The organism is Amycolatopsis sp. 195334CR, assembly GCF_017309385.1.
Lineage (GTDB): Bacteria > Actinomycetota > Actinomycetes > Mycobacteriales > Pseudonocardiaceae > Amycolatopsis.
The window spans coordinates 2,976,954-2,998,353 of the sequence record NZ_JAFJMJ010000001.1; the positions used below are offsets into that span (position 1 = coordinate 2,976,954).

Here is a 21,400-nt window from a genome sequence, read left to right on the forward strand (position 1 = left end):
TCCCTGGTCAACCGGGGAACAATGCTTGCCAGATGGCCGAGGTGTTCAGGCGGCCGATTGTAAAGAGGAGAGACGTAGAGATGACCCCCGCGCGCAAGACCACCGGGCGCGTCGCCTTCGTGGGCTCGGGCCCCGGCGACGCCGGTCTGCTGACCGTCCGCGCCCAGGAGCTGCTGGGCAAGGCCGAGGTCGTGGTGACCGATCCGGACGTGCCCGCCGGCGTGCTGGCCTTCGCCCACCCCGACGCCGAGGTGCGCCCCGCCGTGGGGGACCCGGCCGAAGTGGCCAAGGACCTGGTCAACGAGGCCAAGTCGGGCCGGCTGGTGCTCCGGCTGGTCGCCGGTGACCCGCTGACCCAGTCCGCCGCGGTGGCCGAGGTGCAGGCCGTGGCCAAGACCAGCGCCGTGTTCGACGTGGTGCCCGGCGTCTCGCCCGGTGCCGCGGTGCCCGCCTACGCCGGGGTCGCGCTCGGCGGCACGCACATCGAGGTCGACGTGCGCGGTGAGGTCGACTGGGCCGCGCTGGCCGGCACCGGTGCCCCGCTGGTGCTGCACGCCACCTCCAGCCACCTCGCCGAAGCCGCCTCCCGGCTGACCGAGCACGGGCTGGCCCCGGCCACCCCGGTCGCGGTCACCTCGAACGGCACCATCAACACCCAGCGCACGGTGGACTCCACGCTGGCCTCGCTCTCGGCGGACGCCGGTGAGCTGGTCGGCCCGCTGGTGGTCACCGTCGGGCAGGCCGCCGGGCAGCGCTCGAAGCTGTCGTGGTGGGAGTCGCGCGCGCTGTACGGCTGGAAGGTGCTGGTCCCGCGCACCAAGGAGCAGGCGGGCGACATGGCCGACCGGCTGCACAGCCACGGCGCCACCTCGCACGAGGTGCCGACCATCTCGGTCGAACCGCCGCGCAGCCCGGCGCAGATGGAGCGCTCGGTCAAGGGCCTGGTCGACGGCCGGTACCAGTGGCTGGTGTTCACCTCCACCAACGCGGTGCGCGCGGTGTGGGAGAAGTTCGAGGAGTTCGGCCTGGACGCGCGGGCGTTCTCCGGCGTGAAGATCGCCTGCGTCGGCGAGGCGACCGCGGCGAAGGTGCGCTCGTTCGGCATCATCCCGGAGCTGGTGCCGACCGGTGAGCAGTCCTCGGAGGGCCTGCTGGCCGAGTTCCCGCCGTACGACGACGTGCTGGACCCGGTCGACCGGGTGCTGCTGCCGCGGGCGGACATCGCCACCGAGACGCTGTCCGCCGGGCTGCGCGAGCGCGGCTGGGAGATCGACGACGTGACGGCCTACCGGACCGTCCGGGCCGCCCCGCCGCCCGCCGACACCCGCGAGATGATCAAGACCGGCGGCTTCGACGCGGTGTGCTTCACCTCGTCGTCCACCGTGCGGAACCTGGTCGGCATCGCGGGCAAGCCGCACACCCGGACCCTGGTGGCCTGCATCGGCCCGAAGACCGCGGAGACGGCGACGGAGTTCGGCCTGCGCGTGGACGTGCAGCCGGAGGTGCCGAACGTGACCGCGCTGGTGGACGCGCTCGCCGCGCACGCCGCCCGGCTGCGGGCGGAGGGCGCCCTGCCCCCGCCGCGCAAGGCGAAGCGCGCTCGCCGCTCGTAGTCCGAATTGAGCTGACGCTTTGTCAGAAAATTGCACCACCGCATTTTCTGACAAAGCGTCAGTAAAAGCATTTCGCCGGGTCCCCGCAATTCCACGGAATTGCGGGGAGTACCGTCGGAAGGGTGTTTCCCGAACATCGCCCCCGCCGGTTGCGTGTCACCCCCGCGATGCGGCGCCTCGTCAGTGAGACCACGCTCCGCCCGCGGCAGCTGATCCTGCCGATGTTCGTGGCCGAGGGCGCCGACGCGCCGCGGCCGATCGCGAGCATGCCGGGCGTGGTCCAGCACACCCGCGACTCGCTGCGCAAGGCGGCCGTCGAAGCCGTGCGCGCGGGCGTCGGCGGGCTCATGCTGTTCGGCATCCCGGAGCGGCACGACGCCATCGGCTCCGGTGCCACCGACGAGAACGGCATCCTCAACGTCGCCCTCCGCGATCTCAAGGCCGAACTGGGCGACGAGACCGTGCTGATGGCCGACACCTGCCTCGACGAGTTCACCGACCACGGCCACTGCGGCGTGCTCGACGCGAACGGCGGCGTGGACAACGACGCCACCCTGGAGCGCTACGCCGAAATGGCGCTCGCGCAGGCGCGGGCCGGGGCGCACCTGCTCGGCCCGAGCGGGATGATGGACGGTCAGGTCGGCGTGATCCGCCGCGCGCTGGACGACGCCGGATTCACCGACACCGGGATTCTCGCCTATTCCGCGAAGTACTCCAGCGCCTTTTTCGGCCCCTTCCGCGAGGCGGTCAACTCGCAGCTCAAGGGCGACCGCAAGACCTACCAGCAGGACCCGGGCAACGCGCGGGAAGCGCTGCGCGAGATCGAGCTGGACGTGGCCGAGGGCGCGGACATGGTGATGGTCAAGCCCGCGCTCGCGTACCTGGACATCGTGCGCGCTGCTGCGGAGGTCTCGCCGGTGCCGGTGGCCGCGTACAACATCTCCGGCGAGTACGCGATGGTCGAGGCCGCGGTGGCGAACGGCTGGCTGAACCGCGAAGCGACCATCCTCGAGGTCCTGACCTCGATCCGCCGGGCCGGGGCCGACTCGATCCTCACCTATTGGGCGGCCGAAGCGGCGCGCTGGCTGGACTGACCGAGCGGGGAAACTAGAGTCACCGCCGTGACCGAGCCAACCGAGAAACCCGAACCCGAAGGCCTGCCCAAGGCGCCCGCGCTGTCCGGGGACGAGACCGCGAAGCCGGTGGCGGGCCCGCTGCCCCAGCCGGTGAAGGTGTCCTGGTACCTGTGGATCGCCGCCAGCGCGGTGATGGTGCTCGGCTTCGCGCTCTCGCTGGTGATGAAGCAGCAGATCATCGACCTGACCCTGGAGCTGCCGCGCGACCAGCGGCTGACCGCCGAGCAGATCGCCGGCGGCATCACCACCGTGCTGTGGACCTTCCTGGTCGGCGCTGTGGTGTTCGCCGCGTTGTTCCTGCTGTTCGCCTGGAAGGCCAAGGACGGCACGCGCTCGGCGCGCACCGTGCTGACCGTGCTCGCCGCGGTGACGGTGGTCTTCCAGGTGCTGTTCTTCGCCAACGAGGCCAAGCTGCTGGCCTGCGCGCTGATCGTCGCCGCCACCGTCTGCCTCTACCTGCCCAGCGTGCAGTCCTACTTCCCGAAGCTGCCGAAGCGGTGACCGAACCCCGGGTGCTGCTCGACGAGCCGGGCGCCGGGGGCGCGCCGCTGCTGTGGGGCCCCGGCTTCGCGCTGGCCGGCTTCGGCCTCGAACTGCTCGCGGGCGGCCCGGTGCACGGGATCGAGTGGGTGCTGGTCGGCCTGGCGCTGCTCGGCGTGACCATGCTCTGGGTGTACGCCCGGCGCCGGTTCCTCAGCGTCAAGGTGACCACCGAGGCGCTGTGGCAGGGCCGGGAAAGCCTGCCGGTCGGGCGGATCTCCGAACTCGACGACGTCGGCACGCCGGTGGGTGCGAAGGTGCTCGGCGGCGGCCCGGCGGTGCCCCGGAAGTTCGAGGACGTGCCGCTCCGGCTCGACGACGGCAGCGTGGTGCTGGCCTGGGCGCGTGACGCCGAAAAGTTGCGCGCCGCGTTGCGCCGGGTGACCGGCATCGTGAGAGAGTCTGACGGTGAGTGATATCGAGCCGGACTGGCCGCCGGAGCCCCCGAGCACGCCCCATCGCCTGCACCGCCCGTCGCGCGCGATCGTGGCCGTGGTCGAGCTGGTGCTCGCCGGGGTGGCGGTCTGGCTGGCGACGCTGGCCTGGTCGGCGTCGATCAGCACGGTGCGCGTCCGGGCGTCGGACGGGGCCGAGCTGACCTCCTTCCACTACGCGGGGAACTGGGTGCTCGCGGCGATCGTGCTCGGCTTGGCAGCCACCCTGCTGGTGGTGGACGCGGTGCGCCAGTTCGTGCTCGGGGCACGGGCCCGCCCGCGCAAGCCGCGCAAGGATCCACAGCCCGCGCACAGCTGACTCCCAGCCCGCCAACAACTTCGGCGACGACCGTCGCCGCATGACCAAACGCCGTACCTGGCTGATCAACGGGGTACTCGTCCTGGCGCTCGGTGGCGCCGCGTTCGGGGCGTACCAGGCGTTCGCGCCCGCCGAGGGCGGCGCGCAGGCGCAGTCCAGGACCACCCCGGTGACCAGGGCGGACGTCACCGAGTCGGTGTCCGCGGCGGGCACCGTGGCCAGCGTGTACACGGCGAACGCCGATTTCGGCACCGCGGGTGCGGTGGCCACCATCGAGGTCGCGGTCGGCGACACCGTCACCGCCGGGCAGCGACTGGCCACTTTGGACAGTGCGCAGGCGGACCGCAAGCTGGACCTGGCCCAGAGCGAACTGGCCGCCGCCGAGGAGGAACTGGCGAACGCGCCGGAGACCAGCGCGGCTCTGCAAGCGAAGGTGGACCAGGCCGAGATCGATGTGGCCGACGCCAAGACCGCCGTCGCGAACACCGTGCTGAAGGCGCCGGGCGCCGGCACGGTCACCACCATCAACGGTTACGTCGGGCAGCAGGTCGGCAACGGCTCGGCCGGTTTCGTGGTGCTCACCGATCTCCAGAACTACGTGGTCGACTCGTCGATCGCCGAGGTCGACACGGCCAAGGTGAAAACCGGCCAGCAGGCCACCATCACGGTCAACGCGTTGTCCGGCAAGGAGATCACCGCGACCGTCGAGTCGATCGCGCTCACCCCCGCGGAGAGCGGCGACACGGTGACCTACCCGGCGAAGCTGAAGTTGGCCGAACCGCCGGAGGGCCTGCGGCCGGGCCAGTCGGCGAGCGTGTCGATCACCGTGGCCGAGGCCGAGAACGCGCTCGCGGTGCCCGCCGCCGCGGTCAAGGGCGGCGGCACGGTGCTGGTGCGGCGTGACGGCCAGGACGTGCCGGTGCGGGTGGAACTCGGGGTGCGCGGCCAGGCGCTGGTCGAGGTGAAGTCCGGGCTGGCCGAGGGCGACCAGGTGGTGCTGGAAGCGGCGGAGGCGCGGCGGTGAGCCCGGTCATCGAGGTCACCGGGCTGCGCAAGACCTACGGCGACGGGGAAACCGCCGTGCACGCGTTGCGCGGGGTGGATCTGGTGGTGCCGCGCGGCGAGTACGTGGCGATCATGGGCGCGTCCGGTTCGGGCAAGTCGACGCTGCTGAACGTGCTCGGCTGCCTGGACGTGCCGACCGGTGGTGAGTACGTGCTCGACTCGGTGCCGGTGAGCGCGTTGCGCGAGAGCCAGCTTTCCTTGCTGCGCAACCGGAAGATCGGCTTCGTGTTCCAGTCCTTCAACCTGGTTCCCCGGGTCAGTGCACTGTCCAATGTGGAACTTCCGTTGGTGTACGCCGGGCTGCGCCGGGCGCGGCGGCGGGATCGGGCGATGGCCGCGCTGGAACTGGTCGGCCTCACCGATCGCGCGAAGCACGTGCCCAGCGAACTGTCCGGCGGGCAGCAGCAACGGGTCGCGCTGGCCAGGGCGCTGGTCACCGCGCCGGCGCTGCTGCTGGCCGACGAGCCGACCGGCAACCTCGACCGGGCCAGCACCGCCGAGGTGCTCGCCGTGTTCGACCGGCTGCACGCGCTCGGCCGGACGATCGTGGTGATCACGCACGAGGACGAGGTCGCCGCGCACGCCCACCGGGTGGTCCGGGTCAGCGACGGGCGGATCGTGGCCGACGAGGCGGGGTGGTGAGGTGGAGGTCCTCCGGTTCGCCGCGCGCGGGCTGACCACGAACAAGCTGCGCTCGGCGCTGACCACGCTCGGCATCACCATCGGCGTGGCGGCGGTGATCGTGCTGGTGGCGGTCGGCAACGGCGCGTCGGCCAAGGTCGCGGCGAGCATCGAAGGGCTGGGCACCAACGTGCTGACGGTGACGCCGGCGCGCGGCCCCGACGCCCGTCAACTGTCCACACAGGACGCCAAGGCGCTGGTGGATCCGCTGGGCGCGCCCGACGTCCAGGCGGCCTCGCCGGTGGTGTCCGCCTCGGCCACCGCCGTCGCCGGGCAGACCAGCTACGACCTGCCCGCGGTGACCGGCACCGATCTCGAGTACTTCACCACCACGAACCGCGTGGCCGCGCGGGGCGCGTTGTTCACCGCCGAGGACGTGACGGCCGCGCGCAAGGTGGTGGTGCTCGGCCCGGCCGTCGCCGAGGAGTTGTTCGGCCGGGCCGATCCGGTGGGGCAGAAGGTGTTGCTCGACGGCATCGAGTTCACCGTGGTCGGCGTGCTCGCGGAGAAGGGCAGCACCGGCGAGCGCAACGCCGACGAGGTGGCCATCGCACCGCTGACCGCCGTGCAGGATTCGCTGACCGGGTACGGCGGACTGGACCAGATCGTCGTGCGGGCCGCCGCCCCGGACGCGGTTTCGCTGGCGCAGGCCGAGATCACCGCGATCCTCACCGCGCGGCTGTCCGACGCGGAGGCGTTCTCCGTGCAGAACTCGGCGGAACTGCTCGAAGCGAGCCAGTCGACCACCGAGACCTTCACCGTGCTGCTGACCGCGGTCGCGGCGATCTCGCTGCTGGTCGGCGGGCTCGGCGTGACCAACATCATGCTGGTCACGGTCACCGAGCGGATCCGCGAGATCGGCATCCGCAAGGCAATCGGCGCGCCGCGGGCGGCCATCCTCGGGCAGTTCCTCGCCGAGGCGACCCTGCTCAGCCTCTTCGGTGGCCTGCTGGGTGTGCTGCTCGGGGTGCTGGGCAGCCGGTTCGACGTCGCCGGGATCACGCCGGTGCTGGTGCCGTCGTCGATCGTGCTGGCCTTCGCGGTCTCGGCGCTGATCGGCCTGTTCTTCGGCAGCTACCCGGCCGCGCGGGCGGCCGCCCTGCGCCCGATCGACGCCCTTCGACACGAGTAGGAACGCTGGTGACACAACAACTTTCCGCCGCCGAAGTGGTGAACGAGCCGATCGGGGACCTCACCGCGGACCTGGCGCGGGCGGCCCGTCCGACCAGCCGCACCACGCTCGTGCTGGCCGCGCTGGTGGCGTTCGTGGTGGTCTTCGGCGCGGGCGCGTGGACGCACGCGCTCCTTTCCGGACCGTCCTCGCCGGAGAGCACGTCGGCGGTGCCCGGCGGCGGCAACCGCGGGCCGCAGCCGGGGCAGGGCGGGGTGATCATGCGACCGGAGGGCGGCCAGGGCGGTCAGCGCCCGCCCGGCCGCGGGTGAGCCGCCGGTCGGTCTGCTCTGTCAGACTGGCGACCGTGACAGTCGAACAGTCCAAGGAATGGTTCGCGCGCGCGTCGGCCGCCACCCCCGGTGGGGTCAACTCGCCGGTGCGCGCGTTCAGCGCGGTCGGCGGAACGCCGAGGTTCATGGTTCGCGGCGAGGGCGCGTACCTCTGGGACGCCGACGGCACCAGATACGTCGACCTGGTCTCCTCGTGGGGCCCGATGATCCTCGGGCACGCGCATCCCGCGGTGGTCGAGGCCGCCCGCGAAGCCGCGACCGCCGGGCTGTCCTTCGGCACGCCGACCACCGGTGAGGTCGAGCTGGCCGAGGAGATCATCGGCCGGGTGGAGCCGGTGCAGCAGGTGCGCCTGGTCAACTCGGGCACCGAGGCGACGATGAGCGCGATCCGGCTGGCCCGCGGTTTCACCGAGCGCAGCAAGATCATCAAGTTCGCCGGTTGTTACCACGGCCACGTCGACGCGCTGCTCGCCCAGGCGGGCTCCGGCGTGGCCACGCTCGGGCTGCCGACCTCGCCCGGCGTCACCGGTGCGCAGGCCGCGGACACGATCGTCCTGCCCTACAACGACATCGAGGCCGTGCGCGGCGCGTTCGCCGACAACCCCGGGGAAATCGCCGCGATCATCACCGAGGCCGCCGCGGGCAACATGGGCGCGGTCGCCCCGGACCAGGGCTTCAACGCCGCGCTGCGCGACCTCGCGCACGAGCACGGCGCGCTGCTGATCATGGACGAGGTGATGACCGGGTTCCGGGTCAACGCGGCCGGCTGGTTCGGCATCGAGGGCGTGGCGGGCGACCTCTACACCTTCGGCAAGGTCATGTCCGGCGGGCTGCCCGCGGCGGCCTTCGGCGGTCGCGCCGACGTGATGGCCCGCCTCGCCCCGACGGGCCCGGTCTACCAGGCGGGCACGCTGTCCGGGAACCCGGTCGCGGTGGCGTCGGGCCTGGCCACGCTGCGCCACGCCGACGAGTCGGTCTACCGCGCGCTCGACGCGAACTCCCAGCGCCTCGGCGCGCTCTTCGGCCGCGCGCTGTCGGCCGCCGGGGTGGCGCACCACGTGGCGTATGCGGGCAACCTGGTCAGCGTGTTCTTCACCGAGGAGCCGGTGCGGAACTACCACGACGCGACCACCGCGCAGACCTGGCGCTTCCCGCCGTTCTTCCACGCGCTGCTCGACCGCGGTGTGTACGCGCCGCCGAGCGCGTTCGAGGCGTGGTTCGTCAACGCCGCCATGGACGACGCGGTGTTCGAGCAGATCGAAGCCGCGCTGACCCCGGCGGCCGAGGCCGCCGCGGCCGCGAAGCAGGCGTCATGACCACGATCGTCCACGTGCTCCGCCACGGCGAGGTGCACAACCCCGAGGGCATTCTCTACGGCCGCCTGCCCGGGTTCCGGTTGTCCGGACGCGGGCAGCGGCAGGCGCTCACCGTGGCCGAGGCGCTGGCGGGCCACCAGATCGTGCACGTGGTGGCGTCGCCGCTGCAGCGCGCGCAGGAGACGGCCACGCCGATCGCCGACGCGCACCGGCTCGACGTGGCCACCGACGAGCGGCTGATCGAGGCGGGCAACCAGTTCGAGGGCAAGCGGGTCGCCGTCGGCGACGGCGCGCTGCGGCAGCCGCGGCACTGGCCGAAGCTGGTCAACCCGTTCAAGCCGTCCTGGGGCGAGCCGTACGTGGAGATCGCGCACCGCATGCTCGGCGCGATCCACCGCGCGCGCGTCGAGGCCGAGGGCTTCGAGGCGTTGTGCGTGTCACACCAGCTGCCGATCTGGACGCTGCGGCGGTTCCTGGAGCGGCGCGTGCTCTGGCACGACCCCCGGCAGCGGCAGTGCTCGCTGGCCTCGCTGACCAGCCTGGTCTTCGAAGGCGACCGGCTCGACCGGATCGTCTACAGCGAACCGGCCGGGTACACCGACCCGAAGGTGACCGGGGCATGAGGAAGCTCACCGCCTCGCTCGCCGCGGTGGTCCTGCTGGTCGCGGGCTGCACCAGCGGTTCCGACGCGGTCACCCGCGGGACCAACTTCGAGTTCGTCTCGCCGGGTGGCCAGGTCGACATCACCTACGAGGGCGCCCAGCGCCAGCCGCTGCCGCCGCTGTCCGGTGAGGACCTGATGACCGAGGGCAAGCAGCTCGCCGTCGCGGACTTCCCCGGCAAGGTGGTGGTGATCAACCTGTGGGGTTCGTGGTGCCCGCCGTGCCGCACCGAGGCGCCGGAGCTGGAGCGGGTCCAGCGCGAGGTGCCCGGCGTGCAGGTGCTCGGCATCGACGTCCGCGAGGACAACCGCAACGCCCCGCAGGACTTCGTCCGCAACCACAACCTCACCTACCCGTCCATCTACGATCCGCCCGGCCGGTCGCTGCTGATGCTCAAGGGCTATCCGCGCAACGCCGTGCCGTCCACGATCGTGCTGGACAAGCAGCACCGGGTGGCCATGGTCTTCCTGCGCGGCCTGCTCGCCAGCGACCTGATCCCGGTGGTGCAACGCCTCACCGCCGAGTAACGCCGTACCGGTCGGGTTCACGGGTTTTTCATTCCTTACCCTGATCGGGTGGACCCAGTGACCGAGCTAGCGACCTCCGGTCCGCTGCTGCTCGCCGCCGGGGTGGCCCTGCTGGCCGGGGCGGTCTCGTTCGCCTCGCCGTGCGTGGTCCCCCTGGTACCCGGCTATCTCGCCTACCTGTCCGCGCTGGTCGGTGCCGACGCCCCCGCGGTCAGCGCGGACGAAGCCCCGAAGAAGGGCCGCTTCGCCGTGGTCGGCGCGGCCGGGTTGTTCATCCTCGGCTTCACCGTGGTGTTCACCCTCGGCCTGGGCAGCCTGGTCTGGATCTCCGACGCGCTGCTGGTCAACCAGGACCTGCTGCAGCGCATCGGCGGGGTGGTCACCATCGCCATGGGCCTGGTGTTCCTCGGCCTGATCCCCGCGCTGCAGAAGGACATCCGCTCCCACCGCGTACCGCGCGGCGGGCTGTGGGGCGCGCCGCTGCTCGGCGCGGTCTTCGGCCTCGGCTGGACCCCGTGCATCGGCCCGACCCTGACCGGGGTGCTGGTGCTGGCCAGCTCCACCGGCGACACCGCGGCCCGCGGTTTCCTGCTGATCCTGCTCTACTGCCTCGGCCTCGGCGTGCCGTTCCTGCTGATCGCGCTGGGCGCGCGGTGGGCCGTGCGCGTCACCGGCTGGTTGCGCCGCAACGGCCGCCGCGTGCAGGTCTTCGGCGGCGCGCTGCTGGTGGTGGTCGGCCTGCTGCTGGTCACCGGGCTGTGGGGCGAGCTGGTCGGCTGGCTGCGGGTGGCGTTCATCAGCGAAGTGGAGCTACCACTGTGACGGTCACCTCGGACGCGCCCCCGAAGCGCCCGTACCGCGAAACCCCGCTCCGGCGCGCACTGGGCTTCGTCCGCAACACCTGGCGCGGGCTGACCTCCATGCGCACCGCGCTGATCCTGCTCTTCCTGCTGGCGCTCGCCGCGCTGCCCGGCGCCCTGCTGCCGCAGCGCGCGCTGAACGCGCCGAAGACCGACGAGTACATCACCAACCACGGCTGGTGGGGTGAGCTGCTCGACCGGCTGCAGTTCTTCGAGGTCTACTCCAGCGTCTGGTTCTCGGCGATCTACCTGCTGCTGATGGTGTCGCTGGTCGGTTGCCTCGCGCCGCGCAGTGTCGACTACGTGCGCGCGATGCGGGCGAAGCCGGTGCTCACCCCGCGCCGCCTCTCGCGCATGCCGCACCACCACCACTTCGAGACCGCCGCGACCGCCGACGAGGTGGCCGCGACCGTCCGAACGCGACTGCGCGGCTGGCGCCAGGTCGAGCGCGAGGAGGAGGGCGGCGTCCGCACGATCAGCGCGGAACGCGGTTACCTGCGCGAGACCGGCAACCTGCTGTTCCACTTCGCCATGCTCGGCCTGATCGTGTTCTTCGCCATCGGCAAGATGTTCGGCTACGAGGGCCAGGTCACCGTGCTGGCCAACGGTTCGCAGTTCTGCAACGCCGGCATCTACGCCTACGACGCCTTCGAGCCCGGGCTCCAGGTGGACGGCACCGAGCTGACCCCGTTCTGCGTGAAGGTGAACAAGTTCACCGCGGAGTACACCGAGCAGCTGCAGCCGATCCACTACCAGGCCGACATCGAGTACCAGACCGCCGCGGACCTGGAGACCGGCGCCTGGCACCCGTTCCAGGTCAAGATGAACGAGCCGCTGCGCATGGGCGAGGACCGCGTCTACGTGCTCGGGTACGGCTACGCGCCGAAGTTCACCGTCACCTACCCCGACGGCACCACCCGCACGCAGGCCATCCAGTGGCGCCTGGTCGACCCGAGCACGATGCTCTCCGAGGGCGCGACCAAGTTCGACCCGCCGGGCATCACCGACACCGAGGAGCGCCGGAAGAAGCAGCTGGCCATCACCGGCCTGTTCGCGCCGACCGCCTTCGTGCACGGCAACGTGCTCAGCTCGTCGAGCCCGGTGCTCACCGAGCCCGGGGTCGCGGTGGACGTGCTGCGCGGCGACCTCGGCATCGACTCCGGCCGCGGCCAGTCCATCTTCGAGGTCAACCAGTCCATGGTGGACAGCGGGCGGCTGGTCAAGGTGGCGCGGGAGAACCTGATGCTGGGCCAGGAGCTGACGCTGGACGACGGCACCAGGATCCGGTTCGACGGGGTGGAGAACTACGCCTCGCTCCAGGTGTCCTACGACCCGACGCAGTTCTGGGTGCTGATCTGCGCCATCGCCATGCTGCTCGGGCTGGTCGGCTCGCTGCTGGTCAAGCGGCGGCGGTTCTGGGTCCGCATCACCCCGCCCGCCGAGGGCGCCGAGCTACGACGTACTGTAGTAGAAGTGGGCGGGCTGGCCAGGACGGACCAGGCCGGCTACGGCGAGGAGTTCAACCGGATCGCGGTCTCGCTCCACGAGAAGAAGGACGACTAGCGCATGGTCAACGAGACGTTGTCGCAGTACAGCGACCTGTCCTACACCACTTCCGTCGCCGTGTACGTGCTGGCGATGATGTTCTTCCTGGTCGAGCAGTCCTTCGGGCGCAAGGGCAGGCAGGCCGCCCAGCGCACGAAGGAGAAGGCCGCGGCACTGGTCGGCGGCGGCACCGCCGTGCTGGCCACCACCGTGCCCCCGGTGGACGAGGCACCGGCCCGGCGCGAGCGGGCCGAGCGCATCGGCCGCATGGGCGTCGCGCTGACCGTGCTCGGGGTGCTGCTGCACCTGGCCGCGCTGGTGCTGCGCGGGGTCGCCACGCACCGCGTGCCCTGGGGCAACATGTACGAATACATCATGGCGGTCTGCCTGATCGCCGTGGCCACCTGGCTGGTGGTGCTGCGCAAGTCGGACATCCGGCACCTGTCGGCGTTCGTGCTGCTGCCGGTGGTCATCCTGATGTTCATCGGCGGCACCATGCTCTACGCGGTGGCCGCGCCGGTGCAGCCCGCGCTCCAGTCGTACTGGCTGGTCATCCACGTCTCGGCGGCCATCCTGAGCTCCGGCGTGTTCCTCGTGCCCGGCGTGGCCAGCGTGTTCTACCTGATCCGGAGCAGGCACGAGAAGAACCCGGAGAAGTTCGCGCGCTTCGGGCCCAAGCTGCCCTCGCTGGACGTGCTGGACCGCGTCGCCTACCGGACCACGGTGTTCGCCTTCCCGGTGTTCACCTTCGGCGTGCTGTGCGGCGCGGTGTGGGCCGAGGCCGCGTGGGGCCGGTTCTGGGGCTGGGACCCGAAGGAGACGGTCGCCTTCATCGCCTGGGTGATCTACGCCGCCTACCTGCACTCGCGCGCCACCGCGGGCTGGCGGGGCAACCGCGCGGCCTGGATCAACGTGCTGGGCTTCGCCGCCACCGTGTTCAACCTGTTCTTCGTGAACCTCGTCACCACCGGACTGCACTCCTACGCCGGGGTCGGCTGACATCCGCCGCGGATCCCGGCTACCGTCGTGCCAGTGCGACGTGAGGGAGTTGGAGGATCGCGAAGGTGACCGGATCTGACGAAACGCCCGGTCAGCAGCCGGAACCGGGGGACGAGCCGACCCAGTGGCAGCCCGCGCCCCCGCCGCCGGACCAGGCGCACTTCTCCGAGGAACGCACCGACTCGGCCCCGCACCCGGCGGCGGGCTCCACGTCGGGGCCGTACGACGTCCCGCAGGTGCCGCCCTACCAGCGGCCCTACGCCGACCCGTACGACCAGCAGCTGCCGCCGCTGCACCCGCAGCAGCAGCCGTACGCGCAGCCGGGGTACGACCAGCAGCAGCCGTTGCCGCCGCTGCCCCAGCCGCAGACCCCGCAGGGCCCGCCGGCGCCCCAGCTGCCGCCGAACCTGCTGCCCCAGCCGCAGCACGGCAGGCAGCCGCTGCCCGGTGACGACCTGACCACGGCGCACCTGGTCAAGCCGACCAGGCGGCGGCCGCAGTCCGGCTGGCGCAAGGCGCTGTACGTGGGGTCCGGCAAGCTGATCAACCCCGGTGAGAGCCCGGCCGACCGGCGGCGCCGGGAGCTGATCGCGCAGGTCAACCAGCCGCTGCGGGGTTGCTACAAGATCGCCATGCTGAGCCTGAAGGGCGGCGTCGGCAAAACCACGACCACCACCACGCTCGGCGCCACCTTCGCCTCGCTGCGCGGGGACCGGGTGGTCGCGGTCGACGCCAACCCGGACCGCGGCACGCTCTCGCAGAAGATCCCGATCGAGACCACCGCCACCGTGCGCCACCTGCTGCGGGACGCGGACAAGATCACGCGCTACAGCGACGTCCGGTCGTACACCTCGCAGGGGTCGAGCCGGCTGGAGATCCTCGCCAGCGAGCAGGACCCGGCGGTGTCGGAGGCCTTCTCCGAGGACGACTACCGGCGCACGGTCAACCTACTGGAGCACTTCTACAACATCGTGCTCACCGACTGCGGGACCGGCCTGATGCACTCGGCGATGAAGGGCGTGCTCGACGTCGCCGACGCGCTGGTGGTGGTCTCGTCCGGTTCGGTGGACGGCGCCCGCAGCGCTTCGGCCACTTTGGACTGGCTCGACGCGCACGGGTACGGCGACCTGGTCAAGCGCTCGGTCGCGGTGATCAACTCGGTGCGGCCGAAGGGCGGCTCGGTCGACCTGGACAAGCTCGCCGCGCACTTCGCCGCGCGCGTGCGCGGGGTCTGCCGCATCCCGTTCGACCCGCACCTGGAAGAAGGCGCCGAGATCGAGCTGGACCGCCTGCAGGCCGAAACCCGGCTGGCCCTGCTGGAACTGGCGGCCACCGTGGCGGACGGGTTCGCCGTCGAACGGTAAAGCCCGGTTTTACTTCTGCTCGTCCTCGTCGCGGCCCTTCTGCCGCTGCTGCTCGGCTAGACCGCGGAGGAAGTCCGGGTCGTCATCGGGGGCGACGCGGGGCTGTGACGACGGGACTCCGGGGCGGGGGGCGCCGAACGTTCGCCACAGGACAACGGCGACCGTCAGTGCTCCGATCGCCGCGAGCAGGTAGAGCATGCTCGATCCCTTCTGGCTGTGGTGCGCGGATGTGCTTCCCCCGAGGTTAACCCTTTTGCCGGGTTTGCGGGTGCGACGGGGTGGGCCGCACCCCCGGGTCGTGACATGCGAACGGGGATGTCGTGAGACATCCCCGTTGGTTCGCAAGCCTGGTGAACGCGACTCAGCCGCGGCGCGCGGGCTCGCTGGCGTCGGTGGTCAGCTCGGCGAGCAGCTCGTTGACTTCGGCTTCCCGGAAGCGGCGGTGCCCGCCCGGGGTGCGGATGGAACCGATCCGCCCGGCGGTGGCCCAGCGGGTCACGGTCTTGGGATCGACTCGGAACAATGTGGCGACCTCACCCGGGGTGAGCAGTCGTCCTCCGACGGTCGCGGTCACTTTCCGCCTCCTTCACGACCTCGCGGCTATACCGGTAGGTAGGTAGCCAGCTCTCAACGGGGCAATCGTCGCACTTACCCCGGCAGGTACTCGAACGGTTGTCGAAGAGTAAAGAGGTAGTAAGGGATAAACGGCGCGACTCGGACATCACGCCCCCTCCGGCGGGCCTGGCTAGGGTGAGCCGCTATGGACGCACTCGATCGCAGGATCATCGCCGCGCTGCGGCTCAACGGCCGGGCGACCTACGCCGAGCTGGGCCGGACCGTGGGGCTCTCGGCGTCCTCGGTGCACGAGCGCGTCGGCAAGCTGGAGGCGGCCGGGGTGATCACCGGCTACCACGCGGTGGTCGACCCGAGCACGGTCGGCCTCGGCGTGACCGCGCTGGTCGGCATCCAGCCGACCGACACCGCCGCCGACGAGGACGTGGCCGAAGCGCTCGGCAGCCTCGGCGAGGTGGAGAGCTGCTACGCGGTCGCGGGCGACGAGGCGTTCGTGGTCAAGGTCAGGGTGTCCACGGTGGACGAGCTGGAGCGCACGCTGGGCAGGCTCCGCCGGATCGACGGCGTGGCCCGCACGCGCACCACCGTGGTGCTGTCCACCCGCTTCGAGGGCAGGCCCAACAACGAAGGCCTGGAGGAAGCCGCCGAAGATGGCGCGTAACCTGCATAGACGTGAGTGACGCTGTAGTTCCTGGCCACCTGGGTCGCGACCTGACTCTGTACCTGCTCGCGCGCTTCGGCCTGGTGGCCGTGGTCGCCGCGCTCCTGCTGCTGGTCAACGTGCCGCTGCTGGTGGCGCTGGCGGTCGGCCTGGTGGTGGGCCTGCCGCTGGGGCTGCTCGCCTTCCGCGGGCTCAACACCCGGGTCACCGCCCAGCTCGCCAAGCGCAACGAGAAGCGCGCCCGTGAGCGCGCGAAGCTCCGCGCCCAGCTCCGCGGCGACCTGAGCGAAGCCGAATGAGCCAGCAGAACCGCGCGTGGACCCGGGAGGCCGTGCGCATCATCGAGGCCGACGCCAACCGCAGCGCCGACACCCACCTCCACGTGTTCCCGCTGCCCCCGGAGTGGGGCGTCGACCTGTACCTCAAGGACGAGTCGGTGCACCCGACCGGCTCGCTCAAGCACCGGCTGGCCCGGTCGCTGCTGCTGTACGGCCTGGTCAACGGCCACATCGGCCCGGACACCGTGCTGATCGAGGCGTCCAGCGGTTCGACCGCGGTGTCCGAGGCGTACTTCGCGCGGATGCTGGGGCTGGAGTTCGTCACCGTGGTGCCGCGCAAGACCAGCCCGGAGAAGGTCGCGCTGATCGAGTTCTACGGCGGCCGGTGTCACTTCGTCGACGTGCCCGCCGAGATGTACACCGAGGCCGAGCGCCTGGCGGCCGAGTGCAACGGGCACTACCTCGACCAGTTCACCTACGCCGAGCGCGCGACCGACTGGCGCGGCAACAACAACATCGCCGAGTCGGTCTTCGCCCAGCTGCGGGCGGAGCGGCACCCGGTACCGGCGTGGATCGTGGTCGGCGCGGGCACCGGCGGCACCAGCGCGACGTTCGGCCGGTACGTCCGCTACCGGCGGCACACCACGAAGATCGCCGTGGTCGACCCGGAGAACTCGTCGTTCTACGGGGCCTGGGAGACCGGTGCGCTCGACTACGCCACCGGCATGCCGTCCCGGATCGAGGGCATCGGACGGCCGCGGTGTGAACCGTCGTTCGTGCCCAGTGTGATCGACGAGATGTTCCAGGTCCCGGACGCGGCCTCGCTGGCGGCGATCCGGTTGCTGCGCGAACACACCGGGCACTGGGCGGGCGGCTCGACCGGGACGAGCCTGTACGGGGCGTTCAAGCTGATCTCGCGCATGGTCTCGGAGGGCCAGGCGGGCAGCGTGGTCACCCTCCTCTGTGACAGCGGCGACCGGTACGCCCACACCTATTACAACGACGACTGGGTGGAAGCGCAGGGCATGAACCTCGCCCCGCACCGAGCCGCCATGGAGGAGTTCCTGGTCAGCGGCAAGTTCCTCCCCGCCGACTAGAGCAGGATCAGCGCCAGTGCGGTCAGCACGGCCCAAGCCAGCATGGCCAGTCCGGTGTCCTTGAGGGCCGGGATCAGGCCGGGGCCGGTGGCGCCCGAGCGGATGGCGCGCACCGGGCGGATCAGCAGCGCGCCGGCCAGGACGCCGATCACCAGCCGCGGGTCGGTCAGGAGGCCGAGCGCGAAGCTCAGCACGAACGGCACGGCGACCAGCACCAGGTAGAACCGCCGCGTGCCGTCATCGCCGAGGCGGACGGCCAGGGTGCGCTTCCCGGACGTCACGTCGGTCGGGATGTCGCGCAGGTTGTTCGCGGTGAGCACCGCGGTGGAGAAGCAGCCGACGGCGACCGCGCACGCCAGCGCCTCCCAGCTGATCCGGCCCGCCTGGATGTACACCGTGCCCAGCACGGCGGCGAGGCCGAAGAACACGAACACCGCCACCTCGCCGAAGCCGTGGTAGCCGTACGGGCGCCGCCCGCCGGTGTAGAACCAGGCGCCGAGCAGGCACACCGCGCCCAGCGCGAGCAGCCACCAGTACCCGCTCGCGGCGACCAGCACCAGGCCGAGCACCCCGGCCAGGCCGAGCGAGGCGAGCGCGGCGGCGAGCACCGCCTTCGGCTTCGCCGTGCCCGAGCCGACCAGCCGCAGCGGGCCGACGCGGTCGGCGTCGGTGCCGCGGATGCCGTCGGAGTAGTCGTTGGCGTAGTTGACGCCGATGATCAACGCGAGCGCCACGCCCAGCGCGAGCAGCGAACGCCACCACGAGAACGCGCCGAGCGCCGTCGCCGCCCCGATCCCGGCGACCACCGGTGCCACCGCGTTCGGCAGCGTCCGCGGCCGCGCCCCCTCGATCCATTCGGTCAGCGTCGCCATACCGATCATTCTGGTCACCGGCGCCACGCCCCGATCAGCAGGGGTGGCCCCGCCCGCCGAATGCTATGAGTGGGGCATTACTTGCATTCAACGCAAGTAATGCCCCACTCATAGCATTCAATCCGGGTCAGCAGGGGGGCGGTGGTTGCGCCAGCCGGACGTAGGCGCCCGACACGTACATCCCCTCCGCCAGCCGGTACCAGCGGTCCGAGGTGCCTTCGGTGCCCGGCACCGATTCGCCCGCGGCGAAGCAGTCGATCCGGATCTGCGCGTGCCGCGCCGCCAGGCCCACCTGCCGCTCGCCGCTGTTCGGGCCGGTCCGCACGTTCAGCGAGTCCAGCGAGGTCACCGTGCCCCACGGCCCACCGCCGGTCCACTGGTAGGTCACGTTCACCCAGGCGTTGTTCTTCAGCTTCAGCCCGTCCCAGAACGTGCCGTCGGCCAGGTCGATGCCCGCCGGGTTCGCCACCTTCCGGCCGAACTGGTCCTTCCCGCCGTTGTGCCCGTGCTCGTACGCCGCCTGCGCCTGCGGCAGGCCGCGCGGCAGCTCACCCCAGCTCAGCCGCTCGACGCTCCAGTAGTCGTCCTTGATGTTCCACGGCCCGACGTCCCACACCGGCGCCCATTCGCACCGCGCGTGGTCCGCCGTGCACACCTTGACCGAGTAGTTGCCCTGCCCCTTCCCGGCCAGCCCGCGCCGCGAGGGCAGGGCCACGAAGTGGTCGCGCTGCACGATCTTGTGCCCGTTCGCGGTGGTCCCGCCGACCAGGCCCTCCCGGGTGGCGAACACCCGGTACGTCGCGGCGAGCGTCGGATCGGCGACCTCGACCCCGGCCCGCCACGCGGTCAGCCCCACCGGCCCGACCGCCATGCCGACCGGCCCGGTCAGCACCAGCCGGGCCTGCACCGAACGGGTCGCGCCGGGCAGCGCGGTCGGCGCGCCCGGCACCGCCTCGACCCATTCGGTCCACCGCCCGTCCGGGCGTTGCCCCCGCAGGTCGACCGCGAGGCCGGGGACGTCGTGCTCCGCCCGCACGGTGTCCACTTCGGACTCCAGTTGCCTGGCGGGCAGTTCCTCGATGCTCAACGGTGCGGCGCTGGCCGGCGTGCCCGGCACGGGGTCGATCCGGCCTCGTGGCGGCTCGACCGTCCAGCTCACCGGTCCGGTGGCGAAGGCGGGGGTGGTCAGGGCGGTCAGGGCGAGCAGCACGCACAGGGTGACCGCCCGGATTCTCTTGATCACGGAACGCCAGCCAAAGGCACGCTGCGTGATCTGTCAATCAACCATGCCCGACCGTGTCACCCCTGTTCAAAAAGCCCGCGGACCCCGCTACGGTCCACCTTGCCCGGCCCCCGCAGCGGCAGTTCGGCCAGCGCCAGCACCCGCTTCGGCACCGCCGCGGCACCCGCTTCCGCGCGGACCGCCGCCCGCAGTTCGTCCTCCGGAAGACGGTCACCCGCGAGCACCACCGCGGCCACCACGGCCTCGCCCCACTCCGGGTCCGGCACGCCGACCACGCACGCCGCCCGCACCGCCGGATGCGCCAGCAGCACCCTCTCCACCGCGGCCGCGGGCACCTTCACCCCGCCGGTGTTGATCACGTCGTCGGCCCGGCCGAGCACCGCCAACCGCCCGCCGTCGAACCGGCCGAGGTCGCTGGTGCGGAACCAACCATCCACAAAGGACTCGGAGGTCAGCTCCGGGTTCAGCCGATACCCGTGTGCCAGCACGGATCCGGCGATCTCCACCCGGCCACCGTCCCCGATGCGGATGTCCACTCCGGACAGTGGGACACCGCGGTAGACGCAACCGCTGGCGGTCTCGCTCATGCCGTACGCGGGCACGGCGGTGATCCCCGCCGAAGCCGCGCGCTCGGCGAGCCCGGGGTCCAGCGCCGCCCCGCCGAGCACGATCGCGTCCAGCTTGGCGACCTCGCGGGTCACCTCCGGCCCCGCGTCCACCAGCCGTGACAACTGCGTCGGCACCAGCGCGCTGTAGTGCGGCCCCGGCTGCCGGACCAGCTCACGCACCCCCTCGGCGAAGTCCGCCGCCCGGAACCCCGCGCGCGAGTCGAGCACCACCGGCGAGGTCCTGGCGAGCATCGAGCGCACCAGCACCTGGAGCCCGCCGATGTACTGCGGTGGTGTCGCGAGGAGCCAGCGGCCCGGGCCGCCGAGCCGCTCGTGGGTGGCCGTCGCGGACGCCCGGAGCGCGGCCGCGGACAGCAGCACCCCCTTCGGCGCCCCGGTCGAACCCGAGGTCGCGATGATCACCGCGGTGCCGTCCTCGACCGGCAGGTCCGGCCGCATGGCTTCGGCCAGCGCGGGGTCGCCGACCGGCAGCACCGCCGGACCGCCGTCCAGTGCCGCCGCCAGCGCCCCCGGCAGCTCCGCGAAGTCGGTGACGACCCGCATCAGTAGTAGTACGGGTAGCCGGACCAGTCCGGGTCGCGCTTCTGCAGGAAGGCGTCGCGGCCCTCGACCGCCTCGTCCTGCATGTACGCCAGCCGGGTGGTTTCGCCGGCGAACAGCTGCTGGCCGACCAGGCCGTCGTCGATCAGGTTGAACGCGTACTTGAGCATGCGCTGCGCGGTCGGCGACTTGCCGTTGATCTCCCACGCCCAGCGCAGCGCCTCGGCCTCCAGCTCGGCGTGCGGGACCACCGCGTTGACCGCGCCCATGGCGTTCATCTGCTCGGCGGTGTAGGACCGGCCGAGGAAGAAGATCTCGCGGGCGAACTTCTGCCCGACCTGCCGGGCGAGGTAGGCCGAGCCGTACCCGCCGTCGAACGAGCCGACGTCGGAGTCGGTCTGCTTGAACCGCGCGTGCTCGGCCGAGGCCAGCGTGAGATCGCACACCACGTGCAGCGAGTGCCCGCCGCCCGCCGCCCAGCCCGGCACCACCGCGACCACGACTTTCGGCATGAACCGGATCAGCCGCTGCACCTCCAGGATGTGCAGCCGGCCGGCCCGCGCGGGGTCCACCGTGTCGGAGGTCTCCCCGTCCGCGTACTGATACCCGGACCGACCGCGAATACGCTGGTCACCACCGGAGCAGAACGCCCAGCCGCCGTCACGGGACGACGGGCCGTTGCCGGTGAGCAGCACACAGCCGACGTCCGAGCTCATCCGCGCGTGGTCGAGCGCCCGGTACAGCTCGTCGACGGTGTGCGGCCGGAAGGCGTTGCGGACGTCCGGCCGGTCGAAAGCCACCCGGACGACGCGTTTGCCGGAGCGGCTCTCCGTGGAACGGTGGTAGGTGATGTCGGTGAAGTCGAAACCTTCGACCTCGGACCACGAGGCGGGGTCGAACAGCTCGGAAACTTGGGCGTCACTCACGCCTGGGAGAATAGGACCTATGGCCATGAGCGCGGAGGACCTGCCGGGGGACGCCC

General features: G+C 71.6%; 25 protein-coding genes. 19 read left to right on the forward strand and 6 right to left on the reverse strand.

Annotation, left to right across the window (positions count from 1 at the left end; translation table 11 throughout):
• The first annotated feature begins 80 nt into the window (after positions 1–80).
• The 16 genes from JYK18_RS14610 to JYK18_RS14685 all read left to right on the forward strand — a co-directional run bounded on the left by JYK18_RS14610 (position 81) and on the right by JYK18_RS14685 (position 14,525).
• Positions 81–1,613: a bifunctional uroporphyrinogen-III C-methyltransferase/uroporphyrinogen-III synthase gene (locus JYK18_RS14610; protein WP_206802589.1), complete on the forward strand. Its 1,533-nt coding sequence runs from the start codon at positions 81–83 to the stop codon at positions 1,611–1,613.
• 122 nt (positions 1,614–1,735) lie between these two features.
• The gene (gene hemB, locus JYK18_RS14615) at positions 1,736–2,707 is read left to right on the forward strand and encodes a porphobilinogen synthase (protein ID WP_206802590.1); all 972 of its coding nucleotides are present in this window, start codon (positions 1,736–1,738) and stop codon (positions 2,705–2,707) included.
• 27 nt (positions 2,708–2,734) lie between these two features.
• On the forward strand, positions 2,735–3,250 hold the full coding sequence (locus JYK18_RS14620) for a hypothetical protein (RefSeq protein ID WP_307795911.1): 516 nt from the start codon (positions 2,735–2,737) through the stop codon (positions 3,248–3,250).
• Entirely contained in the window at positions 3,247–3,705 is a 459-nt protein-coding gene (locus JYK18_RS14625; RefSeq protein ID WP_206802591.1) for a hypothetical protein, read from the forward strand. The genes JYK18_RS14620 and JYK18_RS14625 overlap by 4 nt, the downstream gene beginning before the upstream one ends.
• Positions 3,698–4,042 carry a hypothetical protein gene (locus JYK18_RS14630; protein ID WP_206802592.1) on the forward strand — a complete coding sequence of 115 codons (345 nt, stop codon included), beginning with the start codon at positions 3,698–3,700 and terminating at the stop codon, positions 4,040–4,042. The genes JYK18_RS14625 and JYK18_RS14630 overlap by 8 nt, the downstream gene beginning before the upstream one ends.
• A 40-nt stretch (positions 4,043–4,082) precedes the next feature.
• Entirely contained in the window at positions 4,083–5,066 is a 984-nt protein-coding gene (locus tag JYK18_RS14635; RefSeq protein ID WP_206802593.1) for an efflux RND transporter periplasmic adaptor subunit, read from the forward strand.
• Entirely contained in the window at positions 5,063–5,749 is a 687-nt protein-coding gene (locus tag JYK18_RS14640; RefSeq protein WP_206802594.1) for an ABC transporter ATP-binding protein, read from the forward strand. Before JYK18_RS14635 ends, JYK18_RS14640 begins: the two co-directional genes overlap by 4 nt.
• A 1-nt stretch (position 5,750) precedes the next feature.
• On the forward strand, positions 5,751–6,920 hold the full coding sequence (locus JYK18_RS14645) for an ABC transporter permease (RefSeq protein ID WP_206802595.1): 1,170 nt from the start codon (positions 5,751–5,753) through the stop codon (positions 6,918–6,920).
• Positions 6,921–6,928: 8 nt separating this feature from the next.
• Positions 6,929–7,231 (forward strand): hypothetical protein, encoded by a 303-nt coding sequence (locus tag JYK18_RS14650; protein ID WP_206802596.1) that lies wholly within the window; start codon positions 6,929–6,931, stop codon positions 7,229–7,231.
• A 26-nt stretch (positions 7,232–7,257) separates the two neighbouring features.
• The gene (gene hemL, locus JYK18_RS14655) at positions 7,258–8,568 is read left to right on the forward strand and encodes a glutamate-1-semialdehyde 2,1-aminomutase (RefSeq protein WP_206804240.1); all 1,311 of its coding nucleotides are present in this window, start codon (positions 7,258–7,260) and stop codon (positions 8,566–8,568) included.
• Positions 8,565–9,191 carry a histidine phosphatase family protein gene (locus JYK18_RS14660; protein ID WP_206802597.1) on the forward strand — a complete coding sequence of 209 codons (627 nt, stop codon included), beginning with the start codon at positions 8,565–8,567 and terminating at the stop codon, positions 9,189–9,191. Before hemL ends, JYK18_RS14660 begins: the two co-directional genes overlap by 4 nt.
• Positions 9,188–9,757 (forward strand): TlpA disulfide reductase family protein, encoded by a 570-nt coding sequence (locus tag JYK18_RS14665; RefSeq protein WP_206802598.1) that lies wholly within the window; start codon positions 9,188–9,190, stop codon positions 9,755–9,757. Before JYK18_RS14660 ends, JYK18_RS14665 begins: the two co-directional genes overlap by 4 nt.
• 48 nt (positions 9,758–9,805) lie before the next feature.
• Positions 9,806–10,579: a cytochrome c biogenesis CcdA family protein gene (locus JYK18_RS14670; RefSeq protein ID WP_206802599.1), complete on the forward strand. Its 774-nt coding sequence runs from the start codon at positions 9,806–9,808 to the stop codon at positions 10,577–10,579.
• A complete protein-coding gene (locus tag JYK18_RS14675; protein WP_206802600.1) occupies positions 10,576–12,180 on the forward strand; it encodes a cytochrome c biogenesis protein ResB in 1,605 nt (534 codons plus the stop codon). The genes JYK18_RS14670 and JYK18_RS14675 overlap by 4 nt, the downstream gene beginning before the upstream one ends.
• Before the next feature lie 3 nt (positions 12,181–12,183).
• On the forward strand, positions 12,184–13,161 hold the full coding sequence (gene ccsB / locus JYK18_RS14680) for a c-type cytochrome biogenesis protein CcsB (RefSeq protein ID WP_206802601.1): 978 nt from the start codon (positions 12,184–12,186) through the stop codon (positions 13,159–13,161).
• A gap of 65 nt (positions 13,162–13,226) precedes the next feature.
• Positions 13,227–14,525: a MinD/ParA family protein gene (locus JYK18_RS14685; protein ID WP_206802602.1), complete on the forward strand. Its 1,299-nt coding sequence runs from the start codon at positions 13,227–13,229 to the stop codon at positions 14,523–14,525.
• A gap of 9 nt (positions 14,526–14,534) precedes the next feature.
• Here JYK18_RS14685 and JYK18_RS14690 read toward each other — a convergent pair whose 3' ends face one another.
• Positions 14,535–14,723: a hypothetical protein gene (locus JYK18_RS14690; RefSeq protein ID WP_153036158.1), complete on the reverse strand. Its 189-nt coding sequence runs from the start codon at positions 14,721–14,723 to the stop codon at positions 14,535–14,537.
• A 163-nt stretch (positions 14,724–14,886) separates the two neighbouring features.
• A complete protein-coding gene (locus tag JYK18_RS14695; protein ID WP_206802603.1) occupies positions 14,887–15,099 on the reverse strand; it encodes a BldC family transcriptional regulator in 213 nt (70 codons plus the stop codon).
• A gap of 186 nt (positions 15,100–15,285) precedes the next feature.
• Here JYK18_RS14695 and JYK18_RS14700 point away from each other — a divergent pair, with 186 nt between their 5' ends.
• From JYK18_RS14700 to JYK18_RS14710, 3 genes are read left to right on the forward strand one after another with little or no spacing between them, the layout of a single operon-like run.
• Positions 15,286–15,759, forward strand: coding sequence for an Lrp/AsnC family transcriptional regulator (locus tag JYK18_RS14700; protein WP_206802604.1), 474 nt, complete (start codon positions 15,286–15,288; stop codon positions 15,757–15,759).
• Between the two features lie 11 nt (positions 15,760–15,770).
• Positions 15,771–16,058 (forward strand): DUF4229 domain-containing protein, encoded by a 288-nt coding sequence (locus tag JYK18_RS14705; protein WP_206802605.1) that lies wholly within the window; start codon positions 15,771–15,773, stop codon positions 16,056–16,058.
• Complete coding sequence (locus JYK18_RS14710; RefSeq protein WP_206802606.1) at positions 16,055–17,134, forward strand: PLP-dependent cysteine synthase family protein; 1,080 nt, start codon at positions 16,055–16,057, stop codon at positions 17,132–17,134. The genes JYK18_RS14705 and JYK18_RS14710 overlap by 4 nt, the downstream gene beginning before the upstream one ends.
• On the opposite strand, the gene JYK18_RS14715 is transcribed toward JYK18_RS14710, so the two are convergent.
• The 4 genes from JYK18_RS14715 to JYK18_RS14730 form a co-directional block, all read right to left on the reverse strand.
• The gene (locus JYK18_RS14715; protein ID WP_206802607.1) at positions 17,131–18,006 is read right to left on the reverse strand and encodes a 1,4-dihydroxy-2-naphthoate polyprenyltransferase; all 876 of its coding nucleotides are present in this window, start codon (positions 18,004–18,006) and stop codon (positions 17,131–17,133) included. The two genes, JYK18_RS14710 and JYK18_RS14715, sit on opposite strands and share 4 nt — an antisense overlap.
• A 127-nt stretch (positions 18,007–18,133) precedes the next feature.
• The gene (locus JYK18_RS14720) at positions 18,134–19,249 is read right to left on the reverse strand and encodes a hypothetical protein (RefSeq protein WP_206802608.1); all 1,116 of its coding nucleotides are present in this window, start codon (positions 19,247–19,249) and stop codon (positions 18,134–18,136) included.
• 56 nt (positions 19,250–19,305) lie between these two features.
• Positions 19,306–20,421 carry an o-succinylbenzoate--CoA ligase gene (menE, locus tag JYK18_RS14725; RefSeq protein ID WP_206802609.1) on the reverse strand — a complete coding sequence of 372 codons (1,116 nt, stop codon included), beginning with the start codon at positions 20,419–20,421 and terminating at the stop codon, positions 19,306–19,308.
• Positions 20,421–21,344 carry a 1,4-dihydroxy-2-naphthoyl-CoA synthase gene (locus tag JYK18_RS14730; RefSeq protein ID WP_206802610.1) on the reverse strand — a complete coding sequence of 308 codons (924 nt, stop codon included), beginning with the start codon at positions 21,342–21,344 and terminating at the stop codon, positions 20,421–20,423. The genes menE and JYK18_RS14730 overlap by 1 nt, the downstream gene beginning before the upstream one ends.
• Between the last annotated feature and the right edge of the window lie 56 nt (positions 21,345–21,400).